The organism is Paenibacillus endoradicis, assembly GCF_024721975.1.
In genome coordinates, this window is record NZ_JANQBB010000002.1 from 919413 (window position 1) to 944742 (window position 25330).

The following is a 25330-nucleotide window of genomic DNA, read 5'->3' on the forward strand; positions in this document are numbered from 1 at the left end:
TTTCAAATTACGTATCACAGAGCCAAAATAATAGTATCGTTAACTAACGATGTGTTTTACGAATTTCTACTGTTAGGCCATGTTCATCGGATCGCATATCCCATGACAAATTCATGCCGTTAACCATCATATCTACAATCGATAGACCAATCCCTGCTCCACTTTCGTTAGATGGATTATCCATACCACCACCATGATCGACAATAATAATTGCATCATAGTCATGTTCCGATTCAACCTTTAGCCCAATATATCGTCCACTACTTGCATGTCGTAGTACATTTTGAAATAGATTATCCATAATTCTACCTAACCATATAGGATCAGCTTTCCAGATAAATTCCTGCATTCCGTCAAGTGAAACATCAATCTCGAAATCAGCTTTCTCGAAGGTCGCATACCAAGTTGCTAAATGCTCCCGTAAAAAGCGAATCATTTGCACATCTTTCATCTCCAACCGGTATTTATGGCTCATCAAGAGTGTATAGGACATTAAGTTCTCGATTAACGTATCAATCTGCTCAACAGACTTTTGTAGGGAATGTACCGCTTTCTCACTTTCATCAGGTAAGTTTAACTTCGTTAACGAATACGCATTGGACTGAATTTTAGTTAATGGTGTTCTTAAATCATGTGATAAATTAGCGATAAGCTCCTGACGAATTCGTTCTTCTTCCTGCTCGCGAAGTTTACTTTCATTAAGCTCAGTAACCATATGATTAAAGGCATTCTCCAGTTGACCAATCTCATCTGATCTACTAATCGCAATCGGTACGGGAAGTCCATCGCCATTACGGTTATTCATCGCCTTTTGTAAATGTAATAGTCGTTTACGAATACTTCTGAAAAACATATAGGAAATAATAATAAAAAGGATAATGATTAAGACGACACCAATAATGAGCCATTGTCCATAACGATCATATATTTTTACTAGTGGAGGATCGAATGCCGAGCGAGCAATTTCAATTACAGCAAAACCACGTGTATCAGTATCACCTACTAGTGCAACAACAGTAAACGGATCACTACCATAGCGCTCTTTCATAAAGGACACAGTATACGAACTTGTCCAATAGGTAGGCACATCCCAAGAAACTTGCCAGCTACTAGCTAAGTTCCCCTTCTCATCTACCCAAAACATTGAACTTTCTGGATAAGCGATAGACCACTTTTCAAATAACCTGTGCATCGCTTCGCTATCAGTCTCCGTCAGACCAGTAATATCGTTATGCCAGCTATGCTCTATCTCAACATAATCAGCTTTAGTAGAGTCAGTAATATTCATCTGATTCTGGATTCCTGTCATAAGCATTGCACTCAGTAAGTATGCAAATTGAACAATTGCCAGCGCAGTAATAATAAGTAGCATATATTTCGCTTGTAACGAGCCAAATATTTTTCTCATTGCTTCACCCGGTATCCAATACCACGAATCGTTTCAATAATTATTGGATTTGATGGATCTACTTCAATTTTTTCTCTTAAGTAACGAATATGTACCATTAACGTTTTATCACCTTCAATATAGGTTTCGCCCCATACTTGTTCATACAATTGGTTTTTCGATAAAATTTGATTGAGATGACGAATGAAGCATTGGAACAAGAAAAATTGCTTACCTGTCAATTGAATTTCCTCGTTAGTCAGTGTATTCGTAATGCTTATATCCTTAGTGTTGATTTGCAAATGTTGAATAATTAGCGTCTGCTCTTGCTTCTGAAAACGACGAAGTAATACTTCAATTCGCGCGATTAATTCATCCAGATGAAATGGCTTCGTTATATAGTCATCAGCAAAGCTGAGTCCTTCAATCTTATCCTCCATTGCCGTTCTAGCTGACAGCATTAGAATAGGCAATGATTCGCTAGCCCTCTTCAATCGTTTTCCGATTGAAAAACCATCCAAGCCAGGTAACATAACATCAAGAATAACGAGATCCACTAGATCTACATGACCTTCTGCACCTTCACCCGATTGAAGCCATGTTACTTCATAGCCGCGATCGACTAATTGCTGCGATACTAAGCTACCAATCTCTCGTTCATCTTCTATATATAATATATGAGTCATTAGGCTCCCCCTTTGTATTAGTTCTAATTAGAATCATCATACCATAGCATTCTACTGGTCAATAAGAGTTTAATCGAAGTAATACCAATCGTATTCAACATCCGGAATTTAATAGAAAACACGATTACAAATTAAATAAACCTCGCATTATGTCACTCCATGAGGAGCGGACACTTGCGAGGTTCATTTCATATAGTCTTTTCTAATTTATATAAAATAGTTAGACATTAAGCTGAATTTAATGTCTCTTGCTCTGCACTAGCCTTTTCTTCTTCAATCCGTTTATTCAGCTCTAATAAAAATAATTCCTCATCTAATGGAAACTCTACTTCTTTCCCTAACCAACTAGATAAGTGAATGGCATTAGCTAAAGCGACACCATGAATACCATCACTGCCTGGTGCAATAAGTGGAGTACCATCTAATATATTGGCAGCAAAGTTTTCGAGAATTGAGATATGCTGCGCTCCCCAGTTCGCTCCAAAATCAAATTCAATGATTTCTTCACTATATAGATCACCCATGTTTCCACCCATAAACAGCTTTGCGATATCCATCATATTCATTGTAGAATTTAATTCTGGCTCTGATTGATGCAGACGTTTAATCGTAATTTTTTTACTACCGTCTACAACTATTTTGCCTTTATCACCTAAAATTTCGAATCGATCTGTTCCAATAATATCATGTGTACATGTAACAAATACTCCTGTCGCACCATTACCGTAATCTAGAATAACGGTAGCATCATCATCAACCGCTATATTTCTTTGATAACCATACTTCACATTTGAATAGATCTTCTTAGGCATACCACAAATCCATTGCAGCAAATCTAACTGATGTGGAGCTTGATTGACAAGTACTCCACCACCTTCACCAGCCCAAGTTGCTCTCCAAGCACTTTGATCATAATATCCTTGCGGTCTCCACCATGTCGTAATGATCCAATTTGTTCTTCGAATTTCTCCGATATCAGCTACAATCTCTTTCAGCTTTTTATAAAGTGGATTCATACGCTGGTTGAAGAAAATACCATAAGTCAGTTCTGGCTTTGTCGCAGCTAATTCATTGAGCTCTCGTACTTGCTTTGTATAAACACCAGCTGGCTTTTCAAGCAAAGCATGTATGTCACGATTTAACGCTTCAATCCCCATTTCTGTATGAAAATAATGCGGAACACAAGTAACAATAGCATCTACATCTCCACTATCAAGCATTTCGATATAATTCTCATAAAACGGGATTCCCGGGTAATTTTCCGTTGCAAATTCTCTTTTTCCTGGAGCTGGATCAGAAAAAGCACCAATTTCCATGTTCGTAACTTGACCTGATGCAATGTGTTTGGCATACATACTGCCCTCTGCACCAAGCCCAATAATTCCTAATCTTACCTTTGTCATTATCATTCACTCCTCAATTCGTTTGATAGGAATTGCAATGATACCAGTGATTAGAACCAATCAGAATAACCTAATTTCTTCAGATGATTTGCAGAAATCTGTAAGCAGTCGAATGCATCCTTACCATACAAATCATCCTGTTCGACAAGTAAATATTGTGCGCCACTTTCAACTCCAGCTTCAATAATGGCTTTTATATCTAAATTCCCTTCACCGAGCTCAGCAAATTGAACAATATTAGCAAAGGCGCTTTGAATCTTGACAAAATCCAATCCGCCCTCTAATATTTTTAAGTCAATCATACCAATCCGATAATCTTTGAGGTGTAATAGGGCAATCCGATCCTTAAACCGCTTAATGACTTCAACTGGGTTAGCTCCTCCGCGTTGAATCCAGTGTACATCTAGTTCAAAGCCTAAATGTGTCGTACCTTCTCTAATCATATCTAGTAAATAAACTCCGTCGAACTTCACAAATTCATTATGGTGATTATGATAATAGAGCTTAATATTATGCTCAGCTAGCTTCGTAGCACACTCCTCTGCTCTAGCAATAAATTCAAGCGTCTTCTCCTTACTTCCCATTAGCGTGAAAGGAAGCATCCCTATCCGCAGATGATTACAATCTAACGTCTTGCAATCCTTAACTATTTTATCGAAATGAGTTGCTAAAGATTCACCTGGCATATTAGCCATCATTGGCTCAAGTGCTGCTGAAAGTGCAGCGATTTCAATGTTGAAATCTTGACTAGCTCTTCGTAGCTGTACCACATTTTCTTCTGTCATAGGAAGCTGTGAAACCTCCACACTATAATATCCAAGCTCAGCAATATGACGCATCGTTTCATAAACACCAAGCTCTTCAATTTTTCCTTTAAGCATCATCATTTGTACTCCGAATTTTGCAATAGCCATTCCAATTCCCTCCTCATCATATATTTATTGCTGATTTGCCCATTCATCCAGTTGTTGTTGCTTCTCTTCAATAATTTTGTCTATACCGGCTGTTTTTAGCTGCTTAATAAATTCCGGCAAGTTTTTCTCTGGATCAATAGAACCTGTTTCCAGTGCGTTTTTATATTGATTCTGTACATTCATTACTGCTGCAATTTCTGTTTTCACTAATTCAGCATCAAACGTAAAACCTAAAGCTTTAGATTTAATAGCCTCCTTGTTAAAACGCTCCATTTCTTTCCAAATATCTATACTATCGCCCTTCCATACATAGGATAGGAACTGGTTACCAAACATAAAGCCGAGCCCGGGGCTATATCCTGTTGATTTAGCATCTACACCTGCTGGATAATAGATCATATTTTCCACATCGGTTTTCACATAATGCTTACCTTCAATCCCCCAGTTATATAAATTAACGATCTCTGGATCTGTAAATAATAGCTCAATCAACATCATCGATCTTTCTACGTTTTTCGCTTTTGTCGGTACACTCCATAGCCAGGTTTGAATTTTACCAGTTGTTGACACAGCTGGCTTCATGTGTACAGAAACCATTTCAACACCAGAGTTTCTTGATTCCTGCTGTTCAATGCCTGGTTTCATATGAGAAAGCCATGAAGCAGCCTTTCCAGCCTTAGCTAGACTCTGTGCAGTTTCAGTACTTGTTACAATATCTTTGCTAATATAACCTGCTAGATACCATCGTCTAACGGTATTTAATAATTGCTTATAGTCTTCTGTTTCATACCAGTTAACAACCTTCATCCCGTTATCAAAATTAGGCAACACGCCAAGACCATCTCCAAGAGCATCTAAATAACCAATCGAATACGTATCAATAATAGAATTTCCATACTTAGTCGTTGGTATCATTTCTGGCTCATTATCTTTAATAACTTGGAATATCGCATCTAAATCATCTAATGTTTTTATAGAATTTAGATCAATATTATATTTTTCTACAAGATCTTTACGAATTGTAAAACCTACATCTGCAGCTAGATCATGAATACTTGGAATACCATATATATCTCCGCTAATGCTTGCTGCCTGAAGGAACAGTGGATCAAGATCATCTAAAGCTTTTTTTGCACCAGGAGTGTATTGATCAATATAATCGCTAATTGGTAATAGCTGACCTTTTGCTACCTGCTGACTATAAGTTCCAAGACCACTTACAATAACATCTATCTTTTCATTGCCTGATAACATTAACGTCGTTTGCTGTGTCCATGCGCCAAATGAAATTGGGATGAATTTCACACTGGCATTAATTTTTTCCTTTGTAATGACATTAATAGCAGCTTCAATTTCTGCAAAATCTTTAGATTCACTATTAGCTGGCATTACGACAACTAGCTCATACGGCTCAAGTTCACCAGTTGCTTCCTTACCATTAGCATTACTGTCAGGTAAATTATTCGAGTTATTTATTGTGCTGGGTGGAGCTGAATTATTGGATCCACAACCTGCGACGATAAAGCTAAGCACCAATATCATTACCATTACTAACTTCAATTGAATAGATAGCGTTTTCATAATATCCCCCCAATGCATATTCATTCTGTATACTAAACGGGTCAATGCCAGATTTAGCCTACCCCTTAACCGCACCTATCGTTATCCCTTTGATGAAATATTTTTGAAAGAACGGATATGCGATGATGATTGGAATAACACCTATTGCTGCCATTGCCATACGCATTGATTTTAGTGGTATATCTGATGTAATAGATGAGGCTACATTATCTTGACTTGTTTGTAAAAACTGAACATCCAGTAAAATTCTATTCAGCATATTTTGCAAACTGTAGAAGCGACTATCTGTAATATAAATTAATCCGTTAAACCAATCGTTCCAATAATGAATCGTTTGAAATAATCCAACTGTTGCTAATACTGGCGTCGATAATGGAAGCACGATACTAATAAATATTCTGAATTCCTTTGCTCCGTCCATGTAGGCGGATTCAATAATTGCTCCTGGTATAGACGTGGCAAAAAATGTTCGCATAATGATGACATAAAACGCATTTACAAGTAGACCAGGTACAATTAATGCCCATAACGAGTTTTTCACATCAAATAAATTAGTATAGACGAGGTAAGTAGGAACGAGACCACCATTAAAAAGCATCGTAAAGAATACGAAGAAGGCAAGAAAATTACGAAAAGGCATTTCTTGACGAGATAATGGATAGGCTAGCAATGCAATAATGGTAAGTCCAACTGCTGTCCCGATTAAGGTAACTAGAATCGTAATCCCATAAGCGCGACCAATATCAGCCGCATCATTCCACAAAAACTCGTATGCTGTAAAATTTATTTCCTTTGGAATGATGGCATAACCTGTTTGCAAAAGCTCAGTGTCTGAGGTTAAAGAACCTGATACTAACAGTATGAAAGGAAACACAGTCGCTAGTGCTAACAGTGCCATGAACACATTGAGCCCTAATTGATACCCTCTGCTAGAAATCATCTGCATCTGCTCCTTTCTAAAATAATGCGTTCTCTTTGTTAAATTTTTTCACGATAGCATTTGATACAACAACCAATACAAAACCAACGATTGCTTGATACATGCCTGCTGCTGACGACATTCCAATATCGCCTAGATTAATTAGTGCACGGTATACATACGTATCAATCGTTTGTGTCACTGGCATTAATATGCCTGAATTAAGTGGAACCTGATAGAACAACCCAAAGTCTGAATAGAAAATTCTTCCAATTGCTAATAGAGTCATGATCGTAATAATAGGAACAATTAACGGAATGGTAATCGACCAAATCTGTCTCCAGCGACTCGCTCCATCAATAGTAGCCGCTTCATAATATTCTTGATCAATCCCGATAATAGCTGCTAAGTAAATGACACAAATGTATCCTACGCCCTTCCAAGTATGAACAATGGTTAGGATATACGGCCAAAACTTTGTTTCTGAGTACCAGGCAATTTGCTCTAAACCTAACATTGGTAATATCGTTTTATTAATGAAACCACTGCTTCCATCCAATAATGCAAGTACGAGATATCCAACAATAACCATAGAAATTAAATATGGTAATAAAATTACACTTTGATAAAATCTTGATAAAAATCGACTTCTAATTTCATTCAGCATAATAGCTAACGCTATCGAGAATGTTGTGCCTATCACGATAAAAACTATGTTGTAAAGCAACGTATTTCTCGTAATAATAAAGGCATCACTTGTTTTGAATAGATACTCAAAGTTTTTGAAGCCAACCCAATCGCTACCTAATATACCTTTCGCAAAGTTAACATCCTTAAAGGCTATGATCGTTCCGAATAAAGGTAAATAATTATTGATTAATAAATACACAATACCAGGGATAGCCATAATCATTAATGCACGATACTTTTTCATCTGCTTCAACTTAGATCGTTTAATGGGTAATTGAATATTATTATCTGCGGCAGAAATGGCTGCTTGTTTTCCCAAGCTCATCACGTCCTTTCTTGATTTAATAATATAAAAAACCAAAATAGTCCTCTACCAATATTCCATTCTCCCACTTTTGAATTTCCGTCATTTCACAAAAAAACGTCCGAATATATTAGGACGTTTGGTAATGTTCTAACTCTTGACTGAATGATCCCTTCGATACTCTTGTGGGGTCATCATTTCTTCCTTTTTAAATGTGGTGGAAAAGTAAGCAAAGTTAGAATACCCAATAGTAAGAGCTATACTACTGATTGGCAAATCTGACTTTGCTAATAATTCCTTAGCTATTCGCATTCTTTCCTGTACGATGTAGTCGGAAATTGATATTCCTGTCTCCTTCTTAAATAATTTCACAACATAATCGGGACTCAGTCCTATATAGTCTGCAATATACTGTCTCGATAATGCTTCATCAATATGGTGCGAAATGTATCGCTGTATTTTAACTACAATGGATTCACTCGTTTGTTCCTGCTGCATGACATTAAAAACTACCTCTAGTAAGTCTTTGATCCACATTTGCAATTCCATAATTGATCTCGTCGCTATGATGGAACGCTCTGGAGATAATAAATAATAATATCTATCACTTCCGCTAAATCCATTTTGGCGAAGAGTGTACACTAACATATGTAGAAAGCTTTGATAGAATCGCTGTATCGTACTCGCATCTACTCCATCTAACTGTCTCCATGAATCTAAAACCGTTAAAACTTCTGCAATTAATTGTGCTTCTTTTCCTTGCTTCAACATTTCAGACCATACATGCATGGAAGGTAAGGGAATTGAATGCTCTACTTTCGTCGGCTCTTCATAATAGATAACCTGGTTGCTACGGGATACGTTGTTTTGCTGCGCAACTATTAAGTTTTCAGCCATGTTCATCATATTATTCATATAAACAGGCATCCCCACATAACAGGAAAGTTCGCAATAAAAAAATTGATTACACGATTCGATATAACTTTCTAACAACTTATACAAATCGTCACGAACTGCAGTAACGGAAACATCATAAGGAATAATTAATAGTAATTTCCCTTTCTGAAATCGAATGACTTGTCCACCGGCTTTGAAAACAATAATTTCCTCTGCTGTTTTACTTAATGCATATTCCATCATATATTCTTCGCGTCTAGTCAGTGTCTTCTTCCAATATTGAATGCTAATTAAGATAGGTAAAAACTTCATATCTTTTGTGTAAGGAATACTTTCACTAACAACGATATCCATTAACGAGTCTAACTTAGAAGGTACTGCTTGATTAAGAATATCTAGCCAAAATCTTTCAATCGATATAGGCCGATCTATATTAAGCTTATGAATTGCCTTGCAAACCGTCTCCTCTAGCTCGGAAGATTGAACCGGCTTTAGTAAATAATCTAAACTGCCTAGTTGAATTGCCTTTTTCGTATATTCAAAATCAACATGACAAGTTAAAAATATCGTCTCGGTCTTATATTTACATTCCTTTACCCAACTCAATAGTTCAATTCCATTGCCTTGAGGCATCTCAATGTCGCAAATCATAATATCAATAATCTGCTGCTCAAACAGTTCCTTAGCTTGTCGAATATTATGAGCAACAAAAACTTTATCAATGCCTATATTGATCCAATCGACACTCGCTTTAATTTTGTTCGCAATAAAAATCTCATCATCTACAATTAGTAAGGAGTACATCATTATCACTCTTTCTCGCGCTCAATTGGCAATTCAATTTCAATAACAGCGCCATGATCATTACAAAAGCTAATATTGGCCTTACCGTGATATAACAGAGATAATCTACTCATCACATTCCATATTCCAATATGCCCACCAGAAGTAACATTGGGTTTGATCTTATTCTGTAATTGGCTTAATATTTCATCTGAAAATCCTTTGCCAGTATCACGAATTTGCAGCTTCATTTGTCCATTAGATGACGTAGCAATATCCTCAACTAGAATAATAATTTCAATAGGCTCGTCCATATTAATCGCGTATTTGATTGAATTTTCTACAAAGGTTTGAATGATTAACGGGGGAACATAGCAATGAGTCAAATGTTCAGGAACAACAACACGATAGTGCAAGTTACCAACAAATCTGAATTGCTGGATTCTCATATAATTGTGAATATGTTGTATTTCATCTTGCAGAAGAACAAAATCAGAATAACTTCGGAACATAAACCGGAAATATTCAATTAATGACATAGATAGGTCCTGAATAAGAGGGTAATTTTCATCTTCAGCTAAGTAATAAATAATATTTAATGAGTTTAAATAAAAATGAGGATTAACTTGCAGTTGATAATACTTTAACTCTGCTTGTTTACTAATAATTTGTTCCTCGTAAATATTAATTTTCAAGTTTTCAATCTCTGAGATCATTCTATTAAAATTCTCATTCAAAATTTGAAACTCATAGGAGGTTGGTAAATCTACAATTCTTGTAGACATATGTCCATTATGGATCTTTCTCATTGCTAATATAATTCGTTTGATGGGAGCCACTATTACTTTTCTGAGAAAGAAAAAAGCAATAATAACGATGATTACTAACCCACTGTTTATCATCATAATTATTTTCTGATTGTGGGGTAAATTTTCTAAAATATCGTCATCATGTAAAATGGTAATAATACTGAAATCACCTTTTTCAGATTGTTCACCTATAACTAAATACTCATTCTTTTTCCCCGTTAGTTGATATGTATTGGGAACATAATCTAAATTAATATGATTTTCTATAATCTGTGATTCATTTTGTAATGGAGCTTTTTGTGAATCGACAAGCAAAGCTTGACCTTTTGCACCAAGATCTAGTAAGTCTAAAGATTTCATCTGCGTTTTAATATTCACTATTGCACCGATATAGACATTACCGCTTTTAATAATATGTATAAGATAAGCTTCGCCGCTTAACTTTACGGTCACCCAACTATCAAAGGGATAGTTACTTATCCTCTCCGAACTCGTGAATATATGTTTCAGATCTGATTGAAATTGTGAAATTTTTTCGCTATTAGATAAAGTATCGTTTGGTGCTATTACTAGATCTTGATTGGGAATAGAGTAGAATAAAAATGATTCAAGTGAATGGTAGGAGCTATTATTATCGTACATTTCTCTAAATAATTGATATTTAGCAAGAGTATATAAATCAATATCTTCTGTAGATGGACGACTTAAATAATTTAAGCCCATATTAAAAGAGGAAACTTGAAATAAATAATTATCAATACTTTCTAAATCTTTGTCAATTAACCCCATATAAAGATGAAGCAAATTAATATTTGACTGAGTTACTTGATTGCGCACGATTGAAATTGAGTTCAAGTTATTATAAATAAGATATATTAATAAAGGCAGTACGATTACAATTAATCCAACGATAATTTTCGTTTGAATCGACTTGAAAAATGAGCTATTGAATAATTTCGTTTTCATCTAAGCCTCCTTTATTTAAATATGTCTTCTCTCACTAATACCTCCACTTATTTTTCTACATAGGGTTAATACAAGCTATCACTTAATTCTATTTTTAAAAACATAAAAAAAGCACTATTTCAAAAATATTAATTAAAATAAGTGCATTTATTTCATCTATATAATTGTTCATAGTAAAGTTAGAAGCTTAAATTCGAGAAAAAAAAGAGCCCATGCTGAAAACTATCTCAACATGAACTCTTGCTCTATCATAACAATTACAATGTTATTCATTATTTAGTTAAATCAACAATAACTTTAATCGTTTCTTTTGCAGCGATCGCATGATCAAATGCTGCTTGGATATCATCTAATTTGAAGGTATGAGTTACGATTGTAGATATATTCGTTTTCTTATTGTTAATGTGATTAATGACTTTGACGATATCTTCGTGTGTATAACCACTTGCACCAATAATTTTAATTTCTTTACTCATTACTTGACTAAGACTTACTGGTACTTCATGTTTATAAACAGCGATAATCGCAATACGTACATTCGGCTTTGCAATCTTCATTACCTGCTCAATTAATACAGAAGCTCCTGCTGCATCTACGAAAGCATCAACGGCCGGAACATTAACACCATAAACATTTACTTCACCAAAATGCTTCGCTAAGCCTTCTGCTAAAGATTCATTCATCGTATTAACTGTTAACGCACCTAATTCTTTAGCTTTCGCTAACCGCCAGTCATCAACATCCACAACACAAACATCTTTAATTCCTTCGCCAATTAAACCTGCTGCAGCAGATAAGCCTATCGGTCCAGCTCCAAGCACAACAATTTTCTCGCCAAGCTGAGGGCTTACACTGAACGCACCATGGAAACCTACGCTCATTGGCTCCATTAAAGCCGCTTCTTCTGCTGTTACAGAGTCAGCAAATTCATATAAATTATAGTCTAACGCAGCATCTTCAATTAGCACATATTGTGAAAATGCTCCTACTTCTAGGGAATAACGACGACCTGCGCGTTTTGCAGTAATTGGATTCACACCTACACGCATACCTACTTTTAATTGTTTGTCTGCATCAGAACCTATCTCAACGATTTCACCGAACATTTCGTGACCGAATTCTGAACCAAAGCGAATCCCCATTTCAGATCCTGCTTTAACAATATTAATATCTGTTCCACATATACCACCAGTTAAAATTCGAACTAGTGCATCATTAGGACCTACTTTTGGAATAGGGCGCTCTTCTACACCAACATTATTTTGACCATGATAAATACCAACTTTCATCATTTTCAACACCCCTTTAACATTATGAGTACTCTTTAATGTTAATAGTTTTTAATGAGGTCGGCAATCTACAATAATCCACATACTGTAAATAAAACTACATATACGAAAAATGTGTTGTATAACTTTTTTATAATAAACACTTTTACTACTTATTATTTTTTTCAGGTTTGAAAGGATTCAACTCGATTATTTTCTCTGCTAAAAATTTAGGTGTATATGGCATGTCATTACCTACCCACATCGATATGGTACCAATCATTGCAGATGTGCCATACCAAGCAGCTATATCTGACGGGATATTCATCTTCAAAAAATCTTCTGGATCTTTAATTGATTTCTTCTCTGTATTATTGATAATTAACGCAGAGAGTATATCCATTAATCTCGGTGTAAAGTAAGGAATGTTTTTAGTAACAAGTAACACTTTATAGATACGAGAGTTTTCTGCGATATGTTCTAATAGTAAGATTAAGGACGATAACTCATCGCCAGTCTTGTATGCTCTATCTAATTTATCCAATAATACTTTTTCAAGTTCAGCAATTAGCTCATTCAACATACTATCAATCAAGTCATTAATATCCTTGTAATGCAAGTAAAAGGTCACTCGATTAATTTCTGCTTTAGTTGTAATCGCATTGATCGTGATTTTGTTCAATTCTTTTTCTTCAAGCAACTCTACAAATGCATTGCGAATTAGCTTTTTTGTTCTTTGCACACGTAAATCTACTTTCACTTCATTAGACATCATGTCACCCCTTGTACATCATTTACATACTGTAAATTATACTACAGAATGTTGATTTACATGAGATCCCTAATTTAAGAGTTTCACTCCTTTCTTTATTCCGCTTAGATTCAAAGCTTTCAACTTGTGAGTGCAACGTAATATTCAATTTTCATTACAATAATCAAAAATAAGTTATTATACAGCTACAGGAGCACTAAAGAAAAAACTTCAATTTAGACTCTTAAATTGCATTTGATGATGCTTATATGTCTGATCTTGACATTAGTAGCTTATCGCTCATTCATGTCAAAGTCGTCACTTTCTCCGTAATATGACTTGTAGCAGTAAGTAAATAACTCCTGTGCTTCCGCTTCTTTCAGATTCATTTTTTCTGAATAGGCACCGACAAGCTTATACATAACATCACTCCCGTTATACTCTAACTCAGGATATGAATGCAGCATTAATTCCAATGCCATACTAATATGATCGCTTGCTTCCTTTATTGTACCTGGTGATACTAAGAAATCGATAGAATCCAGTAAACTAGGTACGGTATCCATAGCGATTTCCTCGTCTCCACCAATATCCCGAGCACGTTCTCCTAGCATCATAATCTGTTTCTTCGCTTCTTTCTCTTTCATACCGCCTCCTCCGCCATCTGTCTTGCCATCCTCGCGACTGTATGCTGCACCCGTCCGCTTGTTCCACAATCTTAAATAAGCGTCCAACAAATTTTCAAGCGTTGAATTTAGATCCTCACCCTCCATCGAAGTATCCTCACTCATTTCCCGGTATTTTTGGAGCTGTTCATTCACTTCTGTAAAGTCAAGCTTAACCATTTTTGAGTCATCATTCTTAAATGAGGTTTGCGTTTTCTCATCAACAAGATTAAATACAGTCCCAATTATTCCTCCAGCCTCCTGGTGAGTCAACCCACACAACATTTGCTCCAGCATCAGCTTTGGCAAAAAATCAGCAACAGTATGATCACCCTGCCCTCCTTTAGCGGTTGTAGGCACTCTCCCTTCAAATTCTACTGAGGAAATTAGACGTCCTGTCTGTCCTTTTTTCGTTTTAACTTTAATTAGCATAAGCTGAGCCACCGCTAATGGCATAGAGCCTGTAGCAGGTTGAGCTGCAACAGCGTCCCCTATACTTAAACGCAATGCACGATTACCGTATACGGTAGCTTCTTTCTCCAGCTGTTCATTATCATTAACATCAATTCCCTTTAACTGGAGTGTCGGCTTAACTCTTCCTTGTCGCTGCTGGACAACATGCCAAGCTTCATGCGGCAGATGCTGCTCTTGTCCTGGCCCAAGATGAATATCGTTGCCCTGTGCATAGGCAAGGGCATCAAGTTGCTTGGGCTGGGCGGAATTATAATGTACTTTTACATCATCCATTGCCATGCCTGACAGCGCCTCGATTCCCGTCTTCAATTGTTCTGGCAATTCAGTATTATTAGGAACGCTTGCCCGTTGAACAATAATACCGTTGGAAGTTGCATCATAATGTTGAGGTGATTGAGCATGTTGGAAATTTCTATCGTGTTGAGAGGAGCCATTCTGTTCAGAAGGAATAGAAGAGGGGTGTTTTACTGATTGATTATGCATGGCTTGAATTATTTTACCAAGCTGGCGATTGCCGACCATGCGTTGCAGCGTAGTGGCAGCTGTAGGGGGAAACGTTTGTTCTTTCCGTGTATTTTGCTGCATCGATGCCATCGAGTTTGTATAATTTTTCATGGTTGCTGGTGTAATTTGAGAGAAAGTAGAATGACTAACATTTTGTTTAGTTCCCTTTACCTCTTCATGCATAGGTTAATTGCACCTCCTGAATATTGGATTGCTTTGTCTATCCGCTTACTCAAGCTCAATCTAAAAATCAATGAGTAAACAAACATAATTACAGTGCTTCCCCACCTGGAAATAGGTCAAGTCACTAATCAAAGTAGACATTTCTTCCTTCACCTGAAACGCACGATGTAACACCTTTCGAACAGATCCTTCATTCTAAGTGTTACCAGTATGTTAATATTTTCTAGTATTTTATTCTACATAAACAGCCTAATCACCTGTAATTTTTATCTATTTCTACATTAAAATAGATTTTATCGAAATCACATTATGCATTACGATCACATCACAACAAAAAGCCTGGTAAGCCGTAGGAATAACTCCCACTTCTCACCAGACTTTCAACCAATCAAATTAGGTGTTGTATAAACACTAAAGCAATTTGAATCGTCTAATTAAAAGCGACCAATCGCTACAAACACGGCTAATGCAAGTAATATAATATTCATAACCAATCCTGAATATTCTTTTCGCTTTGCATGGAACACTGCTGCAAAAACCATAACAACTGCTAGTGCAATTGCTGCAATCGAGGTTAATACAGGCGCTATTCCTGTAGCATAAGGTACGATCAAACCTATTCCACCTAGCACTTCTGAAATCCCTATAAATGCGACATAACCTCTTGAATAATCTTTTACCCAAGGCAAAGAAGTTTTTGCTTTTTCATACTGAAAAGCTTTCGTCGAACCCGCCCCAATAAACATTAATGCTAAAAGTCCTTGTACAATCCATAATGCGATATTCATACATAATTCCTCCTTTTTTTGATGTTATTATTGTTTCACGTTAATAGAACATATTTCTTATATAATTTCTAAATAAATGCATTGGATCTATATACTAGGTGTTCTCTTGTATTAATCTTCCTTACGGTATTATAATAATCTTAAAGTTTATTTATTGTAAGTAGGCACTTTAAATTAACCTAGTCTCCAAAAAGTAACCTACTTTTTGGAGAACCATTCATTTCCTAGATTTATGCTTCCGACGTATTTTCTACGAGGAAGCTTAACTAGTATACTTAGAAAAATTGTAGGAGGATATATAATGTCGGATACTTGTAAAGTTGAAACCGCCTTAGAAATACTTGTTGGTAAGTGGAAGCCTGTTATTTTATATCAACTTTTTTCAAATGGCACGATGAGATTCAGTGAATTGCAAAGAGCAATTCCTGACATTTCGAAAAAGATGCTTACCCAACAATTAAGGGAGTTAGAATATCACGACATCATTCATCGCGAAGTATATCGCCAAATCCCGCCAAAGGTTGAATATTCAATTACGGAATACGGAAACAGTATGAGCACTGCTTTACAGGCAATCCATGAATGGGGAGTCAATCATGTGGACCATTTAAACAAATTATATGGCGACAATAGAACGGTAGAATCGATAACAACTTAGTTGTGCACAATTAGTTGCGAGACGATGCTTTAACTTCTTTATACTCTCATTAAGAGGAGGGGATCAGATGGATTGGCTTACGAGAATGAATCGGGCGATGGATTATATCGAGATGAATTTATGTGGAGAGATTGAACTTGCGGAAGTAGCTCATAAAGCTTGCTGTTCGTCGCATGAGTTCCAAAGAATGTTCTCTTTCATTACCAATGTGACGCTTGCGGAATATATTCGGCGTAGACGTCTTACACTAGCCGCACTTGAATTCCAAAATAGCGACGATAGCAAAGTAATCGATATAGCTATGAAGTATGGCTATGAATCGCCAGTTTCTTTCGCGCGAGCATTTCAATTAGTCCATGGAATCACTCCTTCAAAGGCCCGCCAAGATGGAATTGCGCTCAAAGCTTATCCTCGACTCTCCTTCCTTATTACGATTAAAGGAGCAGAAGCGATGAATTATCGTATCGAGACAAAGGAGTCTTTTCAAGTATTTGGCATAGAAAGAGTGTTTCAAACAAATGGAGGTAATGAAGCAATAGACACGCCAGCGCAGTTTTGGCAGCAAAGTCATGCAAATGGTGAAGTTGAGAGACTATATGCCAATTCAGGTGACTTACCTGCATTTGTAAGTCAAGATTTATATAAGGTGCATGCCGTCTGTAGTTACAGAAAAACTGAAGATGATACTTTCCCGTATATGCTTTGTGCCTTCAATCATCCGTTTAGTAACACAGAAGGATATACTACAGTTAATATCCCTGCTCATACTTGGGCAATATTCCCTTCTGATCCATTCACTTGGGATACTTTTGACACCGCCATCGAGACGTTGTATCGAAGATTTTACTCAGAATGGCTACCAACGGCAGGATATGAACAAGTTAATGGCATGGAATTCGAAATCTATGGTGGCAAAGATGAGCTTAACTACGTTGAACTATGGTTCGCCGTAAGAAAGATCGATTGATCAATAGAATTAATTATATTAACCGAAAAAAAAGCATCTATTGGAGACTCGACAAACAAGAGTCTTCAATAGATACTTTTCGTATTTGAACGGTTAGTTTAAATCATATGCTGCTTTATGGTCAATTGTAAATTTTAATTCTGGATATCATACCAATCTAGCGATACCTAATGCTCCCTCTCTATTCACTACCCGCTCAACCTTCAACAATCTCCACAAGTTCCATAAGCTCACGAATTTCATGTGTCGGCTTAATTGCTAGATTGTTTTCCTTGCCATTCGGATTGTACCAACACGTATCAATTCCATAGTTGAATCCCCCTTGAATATCGGAGGTTAAAGAATCACCGACGATTAATACGCTAGATTTATTTGTAATCTGTAGCTTAGAAAATACATAATCGAAAATTCTTTCATTAGGCTTCTGATATCCCGCTTCCTCAGAAGTAATAATATACTCAAATGTATTGCAGAGCGGAGAATTAGCAATTCTTGATTGCTGCACAGCTGTAAATCCATTCGTTATTATGACTAGACGACAACCGGCTAGCTGGGTACATAGTTGTTCAGCCCCCTCTATAAGATGAGATTCTTTACCCAAATTTATAAGATAATCATCGCTGAACCTTTGTGCATCAAAGGCAAGTTCATGCTGCAGGAACAACCTTCTAAATCTCTCTACTCCGAGTTCTAATGTCGTAATAAATCCTTGTTCTAGTTCTCTCCATAATACGCTACTAATCTCTTTATAGTCAGCTTCATAGTCAACCAATCCCGTAGGTAGGTCGAACTGGGTAAACGTGTTATGTAGTGCATTTTTCTGCGATATACTAAAATCGAACAGTGTATCGTCAGCATCAAACATAATAATATCGTATTTCATAGCTTCCTCCATTACTTACTGATTGTTAATTTTAACTTACATAATGTTCCCGTTTAATTCAACAAAAACTGCCTTCCTATTTATGTAATACAATAGGAAGACAGTTCAAATCATATACAAATTCCAAAACTAATTACGAACGATAAGTAAACTCCCAGTTATTCTTTCTTTGTTTATCCTCATACATGTTCTTGTACCTGCTCACAGTATCCGTAATCATTATGCCTACAGTTAAGAATGATTCTATATTTTTAAATTAACAATATTAAGTAACTGCACATTCATTTCATCAACTGATTCCTTGAAATCACGACGATACCACTCGATAATAAGTCCGATAAAAGCATTGGCAGTATAGGAATAAAAATACCCATTAATGTCTCCACGAACTTGCGTATTTTTATCTGACATAAAATTTGATCGAATTTCATCAAATAGCATGTAATAGTACGTAGTGGATACTTCACGAGATAATACGATTCTGTAAAATTGCTCATGTTTTTTCACATGATGAAAAATACCTACTGTTTTGGGATCTAGCTTTTCTATATCTAGAACAGTGATATGTCGATAAGGTTCATTATAAGAGTCTTTCAAATCTAACATGATTTTCTCAAATAGTTCCTTAAAGACATCTCCTATTTCTTCATAATGAAAATAAAAAGTACCTCGATTAATGCTTGCCTCCTTACAAAGCTCAGTTACTTTTATTTGAGATAACGATTTGTTTTTTAGTAAGTTAAGCAATGCTTGATGTATATTAATTTTTGTTTTTACAATACGTAAATCATTTTTATTCATATACTCACTCCTTTATCGAACATTTTAGATCATTTTGTTGGATATCATACAATTTGAGGAAGTTTTGTGTATTGAATACGCTTACTATAATGTACTATAATTTTATTATACAGATGTACAATAACATACACTACATTTTAGTTTATGCTTTCGAATTAACTTTTTGGTTCTACGAGGTTATCCACGGAAACTACAAAAAATTTAGGAGGATTATATTATGAGATTACAAGACAAAGTAGCTATCGTAACAGGTGCAGCATCAGGTATGGGTAAAGCTATCGCAGAGCTTTATGCAAAAGAAGGAGCTAAAGTTGTTGTCTCTGACTATAATTTTGAAGGTGCAAAAGCAGTAGCTGAAGCAATTAATGCTAATGGCGGTTCTGCAATAGCTAACCAATCGAATGTTGCTGAATTAGCAGACTTAGAGCGTATGTTTGCAGAAACACAAGAAGCATTTGGTAAACTAGATATTCTTGTAAACAACGCTGGAATTATGGACGGTATGGAGCCTGTTGGTGAAATTAGTGATGAGAAATGGGATCGCGTATTTGCTGTAAATACGACTGGGGTTATGCGTGCAATGCGTATCGCTACGAATATTTTCTTAGAGCAAGGTCATGGCGTTATCGTAAACAACATTTCTGCAGGTGGTTTGCGTGGTGCTCGTGCAGGTGCAGCGTATACTGCATCTAAACATGCCGTTACTGGTTTAACAAAAAATACAGCTTATATGTATGCTAATTCTGGCATCCGTTGTAACGGTATTGCTCCAGGTGGCGTAATGACAAATATTCAATCTTCTATGACTGGTGTATCTCAATTTGGTGCTGGTCGCCAAATGACTGGTAATGGTACAATGCCTCGCGTTGGTCAACCAGATGAAATTGCACAACTAGCACTTTTCCTTGGCTCTGATGAGTCAAGCTTCGTAAATGGTCAAGTTATTGCTGCTGATGCAGGTTGGACTGCATACTAATAGTGGATTTTCAAAATTACACTCGTTCTTAAAGATGAAAGGGACACTTAAAGACAATTTGTCTTCAAGTGTCCCTTTCATTTCTAACGGTGAGCTTATAATGGTAAATCTTTTTCCTTAAACACCTTAATACTCACTGTATAAAGTACAATTCCCACGATAGGTAGTATGAAAAATTGTAGGGCATATCCCTTTCCTTCCAAGATGGCGTTGGTATCAAATAAAGCATTTATCGTAATATATTTCAAATTCTCTAGACTACTATCAACCGTGCTCATTAGTTGAAATAGAAAGAACACTAACGGAATTCCAGAGCCTAGTGCAAGTGAGTTTTTTGATAAGTTGAATAGACATGAGAAGAAAAATGAAATACTACTAATAGTGAACATTAATAGAAATAACCCTAAATTTAACATTAAATAATCATTCATATTAAAAACTAAGTCGGCTTGGAAAATATGAATAGCTGTTATCCCAACACTCGTTGCTAATAAGCACATTATTAAAACGGCTAATATAAGATAACATGCTTGTGTCATAACAATCGTGCTGCGTTTAATAGGCGTCGAGAGTAAATATGCCATAGAACCTCTATCTACTTGAGCTGCAATTAAACTATTCGCTGTCATCACGATAAAAATAATCGGTAAAATGACACCATGCAAAGAGTAAAATGTCTGTGCAAGCATTCCAAGAAACGTTGTTTTTTCTAAGAAGCTTTCAAGTGGAGTACCTTTCACCATCTCAGACATACTATTAATCGTGCTGTCGTCAAAAATTGAGATTAAAACAACGTTGAGAACACAGATAATACTAGTAAAAATAAGCCATAATTTAATATTCGATTTTACAGTTTGTTTAAATATTGTTTTACTAAACATGATAGGTAGCTCCCTCATATATATTAGTAAAATATTTTTCTAGCGTGTATTTGGTTTCCGTTATATATTTCACATCATATGTAGTTAACATACCAAACAATAGATTGATTTGGTTGTCATGCAATTTAATGGTCACTTCTTGATTCGAAAGTTCTTGAGCTATACATTCGAATGGCTCTCCACAAAAACGATCAAAATCCTCTTTTACATTGAAGGCGATTTGATATATTTTATTTTCGCTATATTTTACTTGTGAAGTTAGTGAAATAATTTTACCATCTTTTATCATCGCCACTTTATCACATATTTCTTCGACTTCTTCAAACATATGGCTCGACATGAAAATTGTTTTACCCTTTTTCTTTTCATCCTTTAGAATTTCAATGAATTCCATACGCATTAGAGGGTCCAAGCCCGTTGTTGGTTCATCTAAAATTAATATTGCAGGATTAGACATGAGTGCAGCAACAATTGCTGTTTTTTGTTTCATTCCTTTAGACATGCGCTTTAAGTTAGCAGTAGGGTCCAGCTGTAGTTTCTCAATGAGTTTGTTTGCATATGAAAAATCTTTCAATCCCAATAGCTCTGCTTGTTGCTTCAAAAAAGATAGCCCAGTTGGTGCATCAGGAAAAGCGATCTCCCCAGGAAGATAACCTACGAGTTGTTTGATTTCATTTGCCTGAAACCAGCAATCCATATCATCGATCCTCAATACACCCTGCTGCGGTTTTAGAAAACCCATTAAGTGACGAACGATTGTTGTTTTACCGGCTCCGTTAGTACCGACAAAACCGAATACTTCGCCTTTATTTATAGCCAGATTCACATCATAAATTCCTCTTCCAGCGCCATAATCTTTCGTTAGATGAGTAACATCGATATAGCTCATTAAGATATACCTCCAGCTCCAGAAACATGACGATCGTAAAACTTCATAAAATAATCTTCTAGAGTGAATTTAATCTCTGTAAAAAAATTAATATCATAATTTGCGAGCAATGTAATGAGCTCATTCATTGCTCGGTTGTCCACTTGAATAACTACTTGTTTTTTATGTATGTCTACTTTCTGTACGTTAATACATGTATTATGATTAAGTTCCAGCTGAAAACGATTAAACTGTTCTTCATGTTTTAGCTCTATCTTATACGTTTTCACGCTTAAATTCCGTAGATCCTCAGCAATAAAAGTGGACATTAATCGTCCCTCTTTGATTATTGAAATTCTATCACACGTCGCATCGATTTCCTTGAAAATGTGACTAGAAAGTAAAATGGTCTTACCCCGTGTTTTTTCAACCTTTATAAATTCGATAAACTGGTGCTGCATGATCGGATCAAGTCCACTTGTTGGCTCATCCAATACTATAACATCTGGATCATGCATGAAGGCTGTCACAATGGCCAACTTCCGTTTCATCCCCAGTGACATACGCTTTAAATTTCCAGTGGGTTCAAGTTCAAATTGTTTCACAAGCTGATGAGTATAGCTCATATCCTTAATTCCTCTAAGCTTAGCCATCATGTCAATAAACTGTGTGCCTGATAAATATTCTGGTAAAGCAATTTCCCCAGGCAAGTATCCCAAGCCTCTTAGAATGTCACTCGCATTTTGCCAACTATTAAGTCCATTTACCGTTGTATTTCCTTTTTGAGGTTTGGAAAAGCCCATAATATGACGAATCGCTGTAGTTTTGCCGGCTCCATTTGGTCCTAAAAATCCATAAACCTCGCCTTTTTCTACTTGGAATGTGACATCAAAAACACCTCGATTATGGCCATAATCTTTCGTCAAATGATCGATTTCTATAACCGCCATATCACAAGCCGCCTCTCCTATTTCACTCATTTTGTACTTTGTGTAATCTAAAGAAAGCATACGTTCTATTTCTGAAGATAGAACACTTACGTATATCTTATAAACACGACTTGGTATAAGACTGTTATAACATTAAAAGGAGCTATCTAATAGAAGTCATGTTCGACCTTTATTAGACAGCTCCTTCTTCTGGAATATTATTCACTTATCCGGAACGTAATTATTCGAATTTTGTTTAAGCAGTATTATTAGCTTTTCTAGCCAATGAATTGTATGATCTGATCTACTTGCTGCATATTCTCCAACAAAGTCTAAATACATTGCTTTTTCTTCATCTACCGGTGTTAGTATATCTAATTTAGCAATACTCTCCCAGCGCTCTTTGAGATGTTGCAATTTACGTTCAAGTATTTCTACCACTTTGTCCCGATCCACATAATTGATGTTAACTAATCCAACGACCATTTCACTAATTAAATCTGCCTTCTCAAACAACTTATATATTTTTTCTGGTATTGCTTCACGACCTTTTGTCGTAATCGCAAATACCTGTTTGTCTGGTCGATGTTCTTCTTTAATAATTTCGACTGGCTCGATTAGCCCCTGTTTAACTAACGATTCAAAATTATAATATAGTTTGCTTTCTGTTAATCCACCAAGTTGAGATACTGGAATGGTCTCTGAAAGCTGTTTTTTTATTTTATAAGGATAATTGTTACCCTTCATCAGCTTGCTTAATATAAAAATTTGAATTGCCATGGTTTACGCTCCTTCGGTAAATTATTACCTCACGGTAAGTATTACCTTCATTGTAGCAAAACTAAGCTATTACTTCAGTAGTATTCTTCGCTTTCTCTGTTTCATTCTTTGTTTCTGCATTCACCACTGGCACTGATTTGTGTAAAAATGCTACTACGAGAGCATTAATTAGCATTGCACCTAATCCGACAGCTACCATCCCCCAAAGATATGGTGATGCACTATTACTACCATATAAGTTCGCAAAGTAAGCTTGTACTGAATAGTACATTGGTGAAATATAACTCATCCACTCGTATGGTGCGTACATCATATCACGTGAGATTGTTGCACCATTCGCAAGTGTTTGCATTAATAACACTGGAATATTTAGTATCATTCCACCTTCACCGATTAAGAAAACAAACATCGCAGTGAAGTTAAACGCAACTATATAGTTTAAGATTTGTTGACCAAACATACTAAGGAAAAGATCACCGCTTGGTTGATTTACAAGATATGCGATACCCATCGCTGCTAATGAGGATAACACAGCGATTATTAATGCTGTTAATTGTACGTAAAGGAATAACCGTTTTCTGCTTGCTTTACCACGACTCTCCTTAAATGCCGCTACTAATTGCAGTGCTGCAATCATTGCTCCTACATAACCCGCCATTGTTAAAAACATTGGTAGCATATTATTATGCATACCATCAGGAATTTCATTAATGCTCACTAAGTTACCGACATACGAAGATTCGATCATCTCTGCCATTTCAGCAGCTTGAGCTTCTGGCACGTTAAGGTTCATTAAGACGCCTTGAGCTGTTTGCTTCGAGAACTGTGAGCTTAATTGATTGTTGATTTCAGTAACAACGGATGTCATTGTTGATGAAACAACTGTTGCGCCTGCTTCATTCACTGTGAAGTCAATGCTTGATGATATTTCACCATTTTGCATATCTGCAGAAAATGTTTCAGGAATGTGTACCACTAAAGCTAAATCATTTTTCTCTAATTGTTTTAACGCTTCTTTATTCGATACATCCGTACTTATTTCTTGAAACGGTAAATTTTCTTGTAACTGTTGGGCAATCATTTTACCGTATTCACCTTTATCATCATTAATAATCGCAATTGGTAATTTATCGACATTGCCTGGTATCGCAGTGTAACCTGGTAAGAAAATACCTAACATTGCGATCGCATAGAATATCCCCATAAAGATTGATCCAATAGCACCTTTTGTTTTTAAGAACTGTGTAAATTTCATGTATTGTTCCCCTTCTCTTTTTCAGTATACTTAAAGTTTAATCAAACTACTTCAATTAAACTAGTTTGATTGGATTACATTATTTTATATTATTTAATTTTTAATATCAAATAAAAAATCATTAGTGTAACCTTTTTGTAAAGAATTTTTGTCTAAGTTCAAAAGGAAACAATTGGGTTGTCATATTAGGATTGTTGAAAAAACAGCAGAGACCACCGTTTGGTGGTCTCTGCTGTTTAATCATATTAACAAGTTACTGTTAACACATCATCCGATAGCGATAGCATAAAAAAATAAGCTCCTCACCAATATTAACTGGGAGAGCTTATCTCTAATTTACTTAAACTTTAAGATATTTCA

23 protein-coding genes are annotated in these 25330 nt (G+C 36.0%); 3 read left to right on the forward strand and 20 right to left on the reverse strand.

All coding sequences use genetic code 11. The annotated features are described in order from the left end of the window. Positions 1-43: 43 nt before the first annotated feature. From NV377_RS10075 to NV377_RS10135, 13 genes are all read right to left on the reverse strand, one after another. Positions 44-1408, reverse strand: a complete 1365-nt coding sequence (locus NV377_RS10075; RefSeq protein WP_258201068.1) for a HAMP domain-containing sensor histidine kinase — start codon at positions 1406-1408, stop codon at positions 44-46. Continuing rightward, a complete protein-coding gene (locus tag NV377_RS10080; RefSeq protein ID WP_258201069.1) occupies positions 1405-2073 on the reverse strand; it encodes a response regulator transcription factor in 669 nt (222 codons plus the stop codon). Before NV377_RS10080 ends, NV377_RS10075 begins: the two co-directional genes overlap by 4 nt. Before the next feature lie 227 nt (positions 2074-2300). After that, the gene (locus NV377_RS10085) at positions 2301-3476 is read right to left on the reverse strand and encodes a Gfo/Idh/MocA family protein (protein ID WP_258201070.1); all 1176 of its coding nucleotides are present in this window, start codon (positions 3474-3476) and stop codon (positions 2301-2303) included. A gap of 50 nt (positions 3477-3526) precedes the next feature. Then, positions 3527-4390, reverse strand: coding sequence for a sugar phosphate isomerase/epimerase family protein (locus tag NV377_RS10090; protein WP_258201071.1), 864 nt, complete (start codon positions 4388-4390; stop codon positions 3527-3529). A gap of 24 nt (positions 4391-4414) precedes the next feature. Then, complete coding sequence (locus NV377_RS10095; protein ID WP_258201072.1) at positions 4415-5971, reverse strand: ABC transporter substrate-binding protein; 1557 nt, start codon at positions 5969-5971, stop codon at positions 4415-4417. Positions 5972-6029: 58 nt separating this feature from the next. After that, positions 6030-6917 carry a carbohydrate ABC transporter permease gene (locus NV377_RS10100; RefSeq protein WP_258201073.1) on the reverse strand — a complete coding sequence of 296 codons (888 nt, stop codon included), beginning with the start codon at positions 6915-6917 and terminating at the stop codon, positions 6030-6032. A gap of 10 nt (positions 6918-6927) precedes the next feature. Further along, on the reverse strand, positions 6928-7824 hold the full coding sequence (locus NV377_RS10105) for an ABC transporter permease (protein WP_258201167.1): 897 nt from the start codon (positions 7822-7824) through the stop codon (positions 6928-6930). Between the two features lie 210 nt (positions 7825-8034). Further along, on the reverse strand, positions 8035-9588 hold the full coding sequence (locus NV377_RS10110) for a response regulator transcription factor (RefSeq protein ID WP_258201074.1): 1554 nt from the start codon (positions 9586-9588) through the stop codon (positions 8035-8037). Between the two features lie 2 nt (positions 9589-9590). Beyond that, positions 9591-11339, reverse strand: a complete 1749-nt coding sequence (locus NV377_RS10115; protein WP_258201075.1) for a sensor histidine kinase — start codon at positions 11337-11339, stop codon at positions 9591-9593. Positions 11340-11611: 272 nt separating this feature from the next. After that, the gene (locus NV377_RS10120; RefSeq protein ID WP_258201076.1) at positions 11612-12631 is read right to left on the reverse strand and encodes a zinc-dependent alcohol dehydrogenase; all 1020 of its coding nucleotides are present in this window, start codon (positions 12629-12631) and stop codon (positions 11612-11614) included. Between the two features lie 145 nt (positions 12632-12776). Further along, positions 12777-13382, reverse strand: a complete 606-nt coding sequence (locus NV377_RS10125; RefSeq protein WP_258201077.1) for a TetR/AcrR family transcriptional regulator — start codon at positions 13380-13382, stop codon at positions 12777-12779. A gap of 269 nt (positions 13383-13651) precedes the next feature. Next, a complete protein-coding gene (locus NV377_RS10130; protein ID WP_258201078.1) occupies positions 13652-15184 on the reverse strand; it encodes an eCIS core domain-containing protein in 1533 nt (510 codons plus the stop codon). A gap of 434 nt (positions 15185-15618) precedes the next feature. Further along, positions 15619-15972, reverse strand: coding sequence for a DoxX family protein (locus NV377_RS10135; RefSeq protein ID WP_258201079.1), 354 nt, complete (start codon positions 15970-15972; stop codon positions 15619-15621). A gap of 301 nt (positions 15973-16273) precedes the next feature. On the opposite strand from NV377_RS10135, the gene NV377_RS10140 reads away from it, so the two are divergent. Beyond that, on the forward strand, positions 16274-16630 hold the full coding sequence (locus NV377_RS10140) for a winged helix-turn-helix transcriptional regulator (RefSeq protein ID WP_258201080.1): 357 nt from the start codon (positions 16274-16276) through the stop codon (positions 16628-16630). Positions 16631-16697: 67 nt separating this feature from the next. Beyond that, positions 16698-17597, forward strand: a complete 900-nt coding sequence (locus NV377_RS10145; RefSeq protein ID WP_258201081.1) for an AraC family transcriptional regulator — start codon at positions 16698-16700, stop codon at positions 17595-17597. Between the two features lie 196 nt (positions 17598-17793). On the opposite strand, the gene NV377_RS10150 is transcribed toward NV377_RS10145, so the two are convergent. Then, positions 17794-18480 (reverse strand): YjjG family noncanonical pyrimidine nucleotidase, encoded by a 687-nt coding sequence (locus NV377_RS10150; RefSeq protein ID WP_258201082.1) that lies wholly within the window; start codon positions 18478-18480, stop codon positions 17794-17796. 243 nt (positions 18481-18723) lie between these two features. Further along, a complete protein-coding gene (locus tag NV377_RS10155) occupies positions 18724-19281 on the reverse strand; it encodes a TetR/AcrR family transcriptional regulator (protein ID WP_258201083.1) in 558 nt (185 codons plus the stop codon). Positions 19282-19498: 217 nt separating this feature from the next. Here NV377_RS10155 and NV377_RS10160 point away from each other — a divergent pair, with 217 nt between their 5' ends. Continuing rightward, positions 19499-20257 (forward strand): SDR family oxidoreductase, encoded by a 759-nt coding sequence (locus NV377_RS10160; protein WP_258201084.1) that lies wholly within the window; start codon positions 19499-19501, stop codon positions 20255-20257. 95 nt (positions 20258-20352) lie between these two features. Here NV377_RS10160 and NV377_RS10165 read toward each other — a convergent pair whose 3' ends face one another. From NV377_RS10165 to NV377_RS10185, 5 genes are all read right to left on the reverse strand, one after another. Continuing rightward, positions 20353-21138: an ABC transporter permease subunit gene (locus NV377_RS10165; RefSeq protein WP_258201085.1), complete on the reverse strand. Its 786-nt coding sequence runs from the start codon at positions 21136-21138 to the stop codon at positions 20353-20355. Then, positions 21131-22027 carry an ABC transporter ATP-binding protein gene (locus NV377_RS10170; RefSeq protein WP_258201086.1) on the reverse strand — a complete coding sequence of 299 codons (897 nt, stop codon included), beginning with the start codon at positions 22025-22027 and terminating at the stop codon, positions 21131-21133. The genes NV377_RS10165 and NV377_RS10170 overlap by 8 nt, the downstream gene beginning before the upstream one ends. Next, positions 22027-22956, reverse strand: a complete 930-nt coding sequence (locus NV377_RS10175) for an ABC transporter ATP-binding protein (RefSeq protein WP_258201087.1) — start codon at positions 22954-22956, stop codon at positions 22027-22029. Before NV377_RS10175 ends, NV377_RS10170 begins: the two co-directional genes overlap by 1 nt. A 201-nt stretch (positions 22957-23157) precedes the next feature. Beyond that, positions 23158-23715, reverse strand: coding sequence for a PadR family transcriptional regulator (locus tag NV377_RS10180; protein ID WP_258201088.1), 558 nt, complete (start codon positions 23713-23715; stop codon positions 23158-23160). Positions 23716-23776: 61 nt separating this feature from the next. After that, positions 23777-24970: a YhgE/Pip domain-containing protein gene (locus NV377_RS10185; RefSeq protein WP_258201089.1), complete on the reverse strand. Its 1194-nt coding sequence runs from the start codon at positions 24968-24970 to the stop codon at positions 23777-23779. Between the last annotated feature and the right edge of the window lie 360 nt (positions 24971-25330).

What these genes read in the sequence shown, in the direction of transcription:
- NV377_RS10075 (WP_258201068.1), bottom strand. Translation starts at nt 1,408, where the DNA reads ATGAGAAAAATATTTGGCTCGTTACAAGCGAAATATATGCTACTTATT.
- NV377_RS10080 (WP_258201069.1), bottom strand. Translation starts at nt 2,073, where the DNA reads ATGACTCATATATTATATATAGAAGATGAACGAGAGATTGGTAGCTTA.
- NV377_RS10185 (WP_258201089.1), bottom strand. Translation starts at nt 24,970, where the DNA reads ATGAAATTTACACAGTTCTTAAAAACAAAAGGTGCTATTGGATCAATC.
- NV377_RS10150 (WP_258201082.1), bottom strand. Translation starts at nt 18,480, where the DNA reads ATGAAATACGATATTATTATGTTTGATGCTGACGATACACTGTTCGAT.
- NV377_RS10110 (WP_258201074.1), bottom strand. Translation starts at nt 9,588, where the DNA reads ATGATGTACTCCTTACTAATTGTAGATGATGAGATTTTTATTGCGAAC.
- NV377_RS10145 (WP_258201081.1), top strand. Translation starts at nt 16,698, where the DNA reads ATGGATTGGCTTACGAGAATGAATCGGGCGATGGATTATATCGAGATG.
- NV377_RS10125 (WP_258201077.1), bottom strand. Translation starts at nt 13,382, where the DNA reads ATGATGTCTAATGAAGTGAAAGTAGATTTACGTGTGCAAAGAACAAAA.
- NV377_RS10120 (WP_258201076.1), bottom strand. Translation starts at nt 12,631, where the DNA reads ATGATGAAAGTTGGTATTTATCATGGTCAAAATAATGTTGGTGTAGAA.
- NV377_RS10160 (WP_258201084.1), top strand. Translation starts at nt 19,499, where the DNA reads ATGAGATTACAAGACAAAGTAGCTATCGTAACAGGTGCAGCATCAGGT.
- NV377_RS10100 (WP_258201073.1), bottom strand. Translation starts at nt 6,917, where the DNA reads ATGCAGATGATTTCTAGCAGAGGGTATCAATTAGGGCTCAATGTGTTC.
- NV377_RS10155 (WP_258201083.1), bottom strand. Translation starts at nt 19,281, where the DNA reads ATGAATAAAAATGATTTACGTATTGTAAAAACAAAAATTAATATACAT.
- NV377_RS10135 (WP_258201079.1), bottom strand. Translation starts at nt 15,972, where the DNA reads ATGAATATCGCATTATGGATTGTACAAGGACTTTTAGCATTAATGTTT.
- NV377_RS10115 (WP_258201075.1), bottom strand. Translation starts at nt 11,339, where the DNA reads ATGAAAACGAAATTATTCAATAGCTCATTTTTCAAGTCGATTCAAACG.
- NV377_RS10165 (WP_258201085.1), bottom strand. Translation starts at nt 21,138, where the DNA reads ATGTTTAGTAAAACAATATTTAAACAAACTGTAAAATCGAATATTAAA.
- NV377_RS10170 (WP_258201086.1), bottom strand. Translation starts at nt 22,027, where the DNA reads ATGAGCTATATCGATGTTACTCATCTAACGAAAGATTATGGCGCTGGA.
- NV377_RS10130 (WP_258201078.1), bottom strand. Translation starts at nt 15,184, where the DNA reads ATGCATGAAGAGGTAAAGGGAACTAAACAAAATGTTAGTCATTCTACT.
- NV377_RS10180 (WP_258201088.1), bottom strand. Translation starts at nt 23,715, where the DNA reads ATGGCAATTCAAATTTTTATATTAAGCAAGCTGATGAAGGGTAACAAT.
- NV377_RS10085 (WP_258201070.1), bottom strand. Translation starts at nt 3,476, where the DNA reads ATGACAAAGGTAAGATTAGGAATTATTGGGCTTGGTGCAGAGGGCAGT.
- NV377_RS10140 (WP_258201080.1), top strand. Translation starts at nt 16,274, where the DNA reads ATGTCGGATACTTGTAAAGTTGAAACCGCCTTAGAAATACTTGTTGGT.
- NV377_RS10105 (WP_258201167.1), bottom strand. Translation starts at nt 7,824, where the DNA reads ATGAAAAAGTATCGTGCATTAATGATTATGGCTATCCCTGGTATTGTG.
- NV377_RS10175 (WP_258201087.1), bottom strand. Translation starts at nt 22,956, where the DNA reads ATGGCGGTTATAGAAATCGATCATTTGACGAAAGATTATGGCCATAAT.
- NV377_RS10095 (WP_258201072.1), bottom strand. Translation starts at nt 5,971, where the DNA reads ATGAAAACGCTATCTATTCAATTGAAGTTAGTAATGGTAATGATATTG.
- NV377_RS10090 (WP_258201071.1), bottom strand. Translation starts at nt 4,390, where the DNA reads ATGGCTATTGCAAAATTCGGAGTACAAATGATGATGCTTAAAGGAAAA.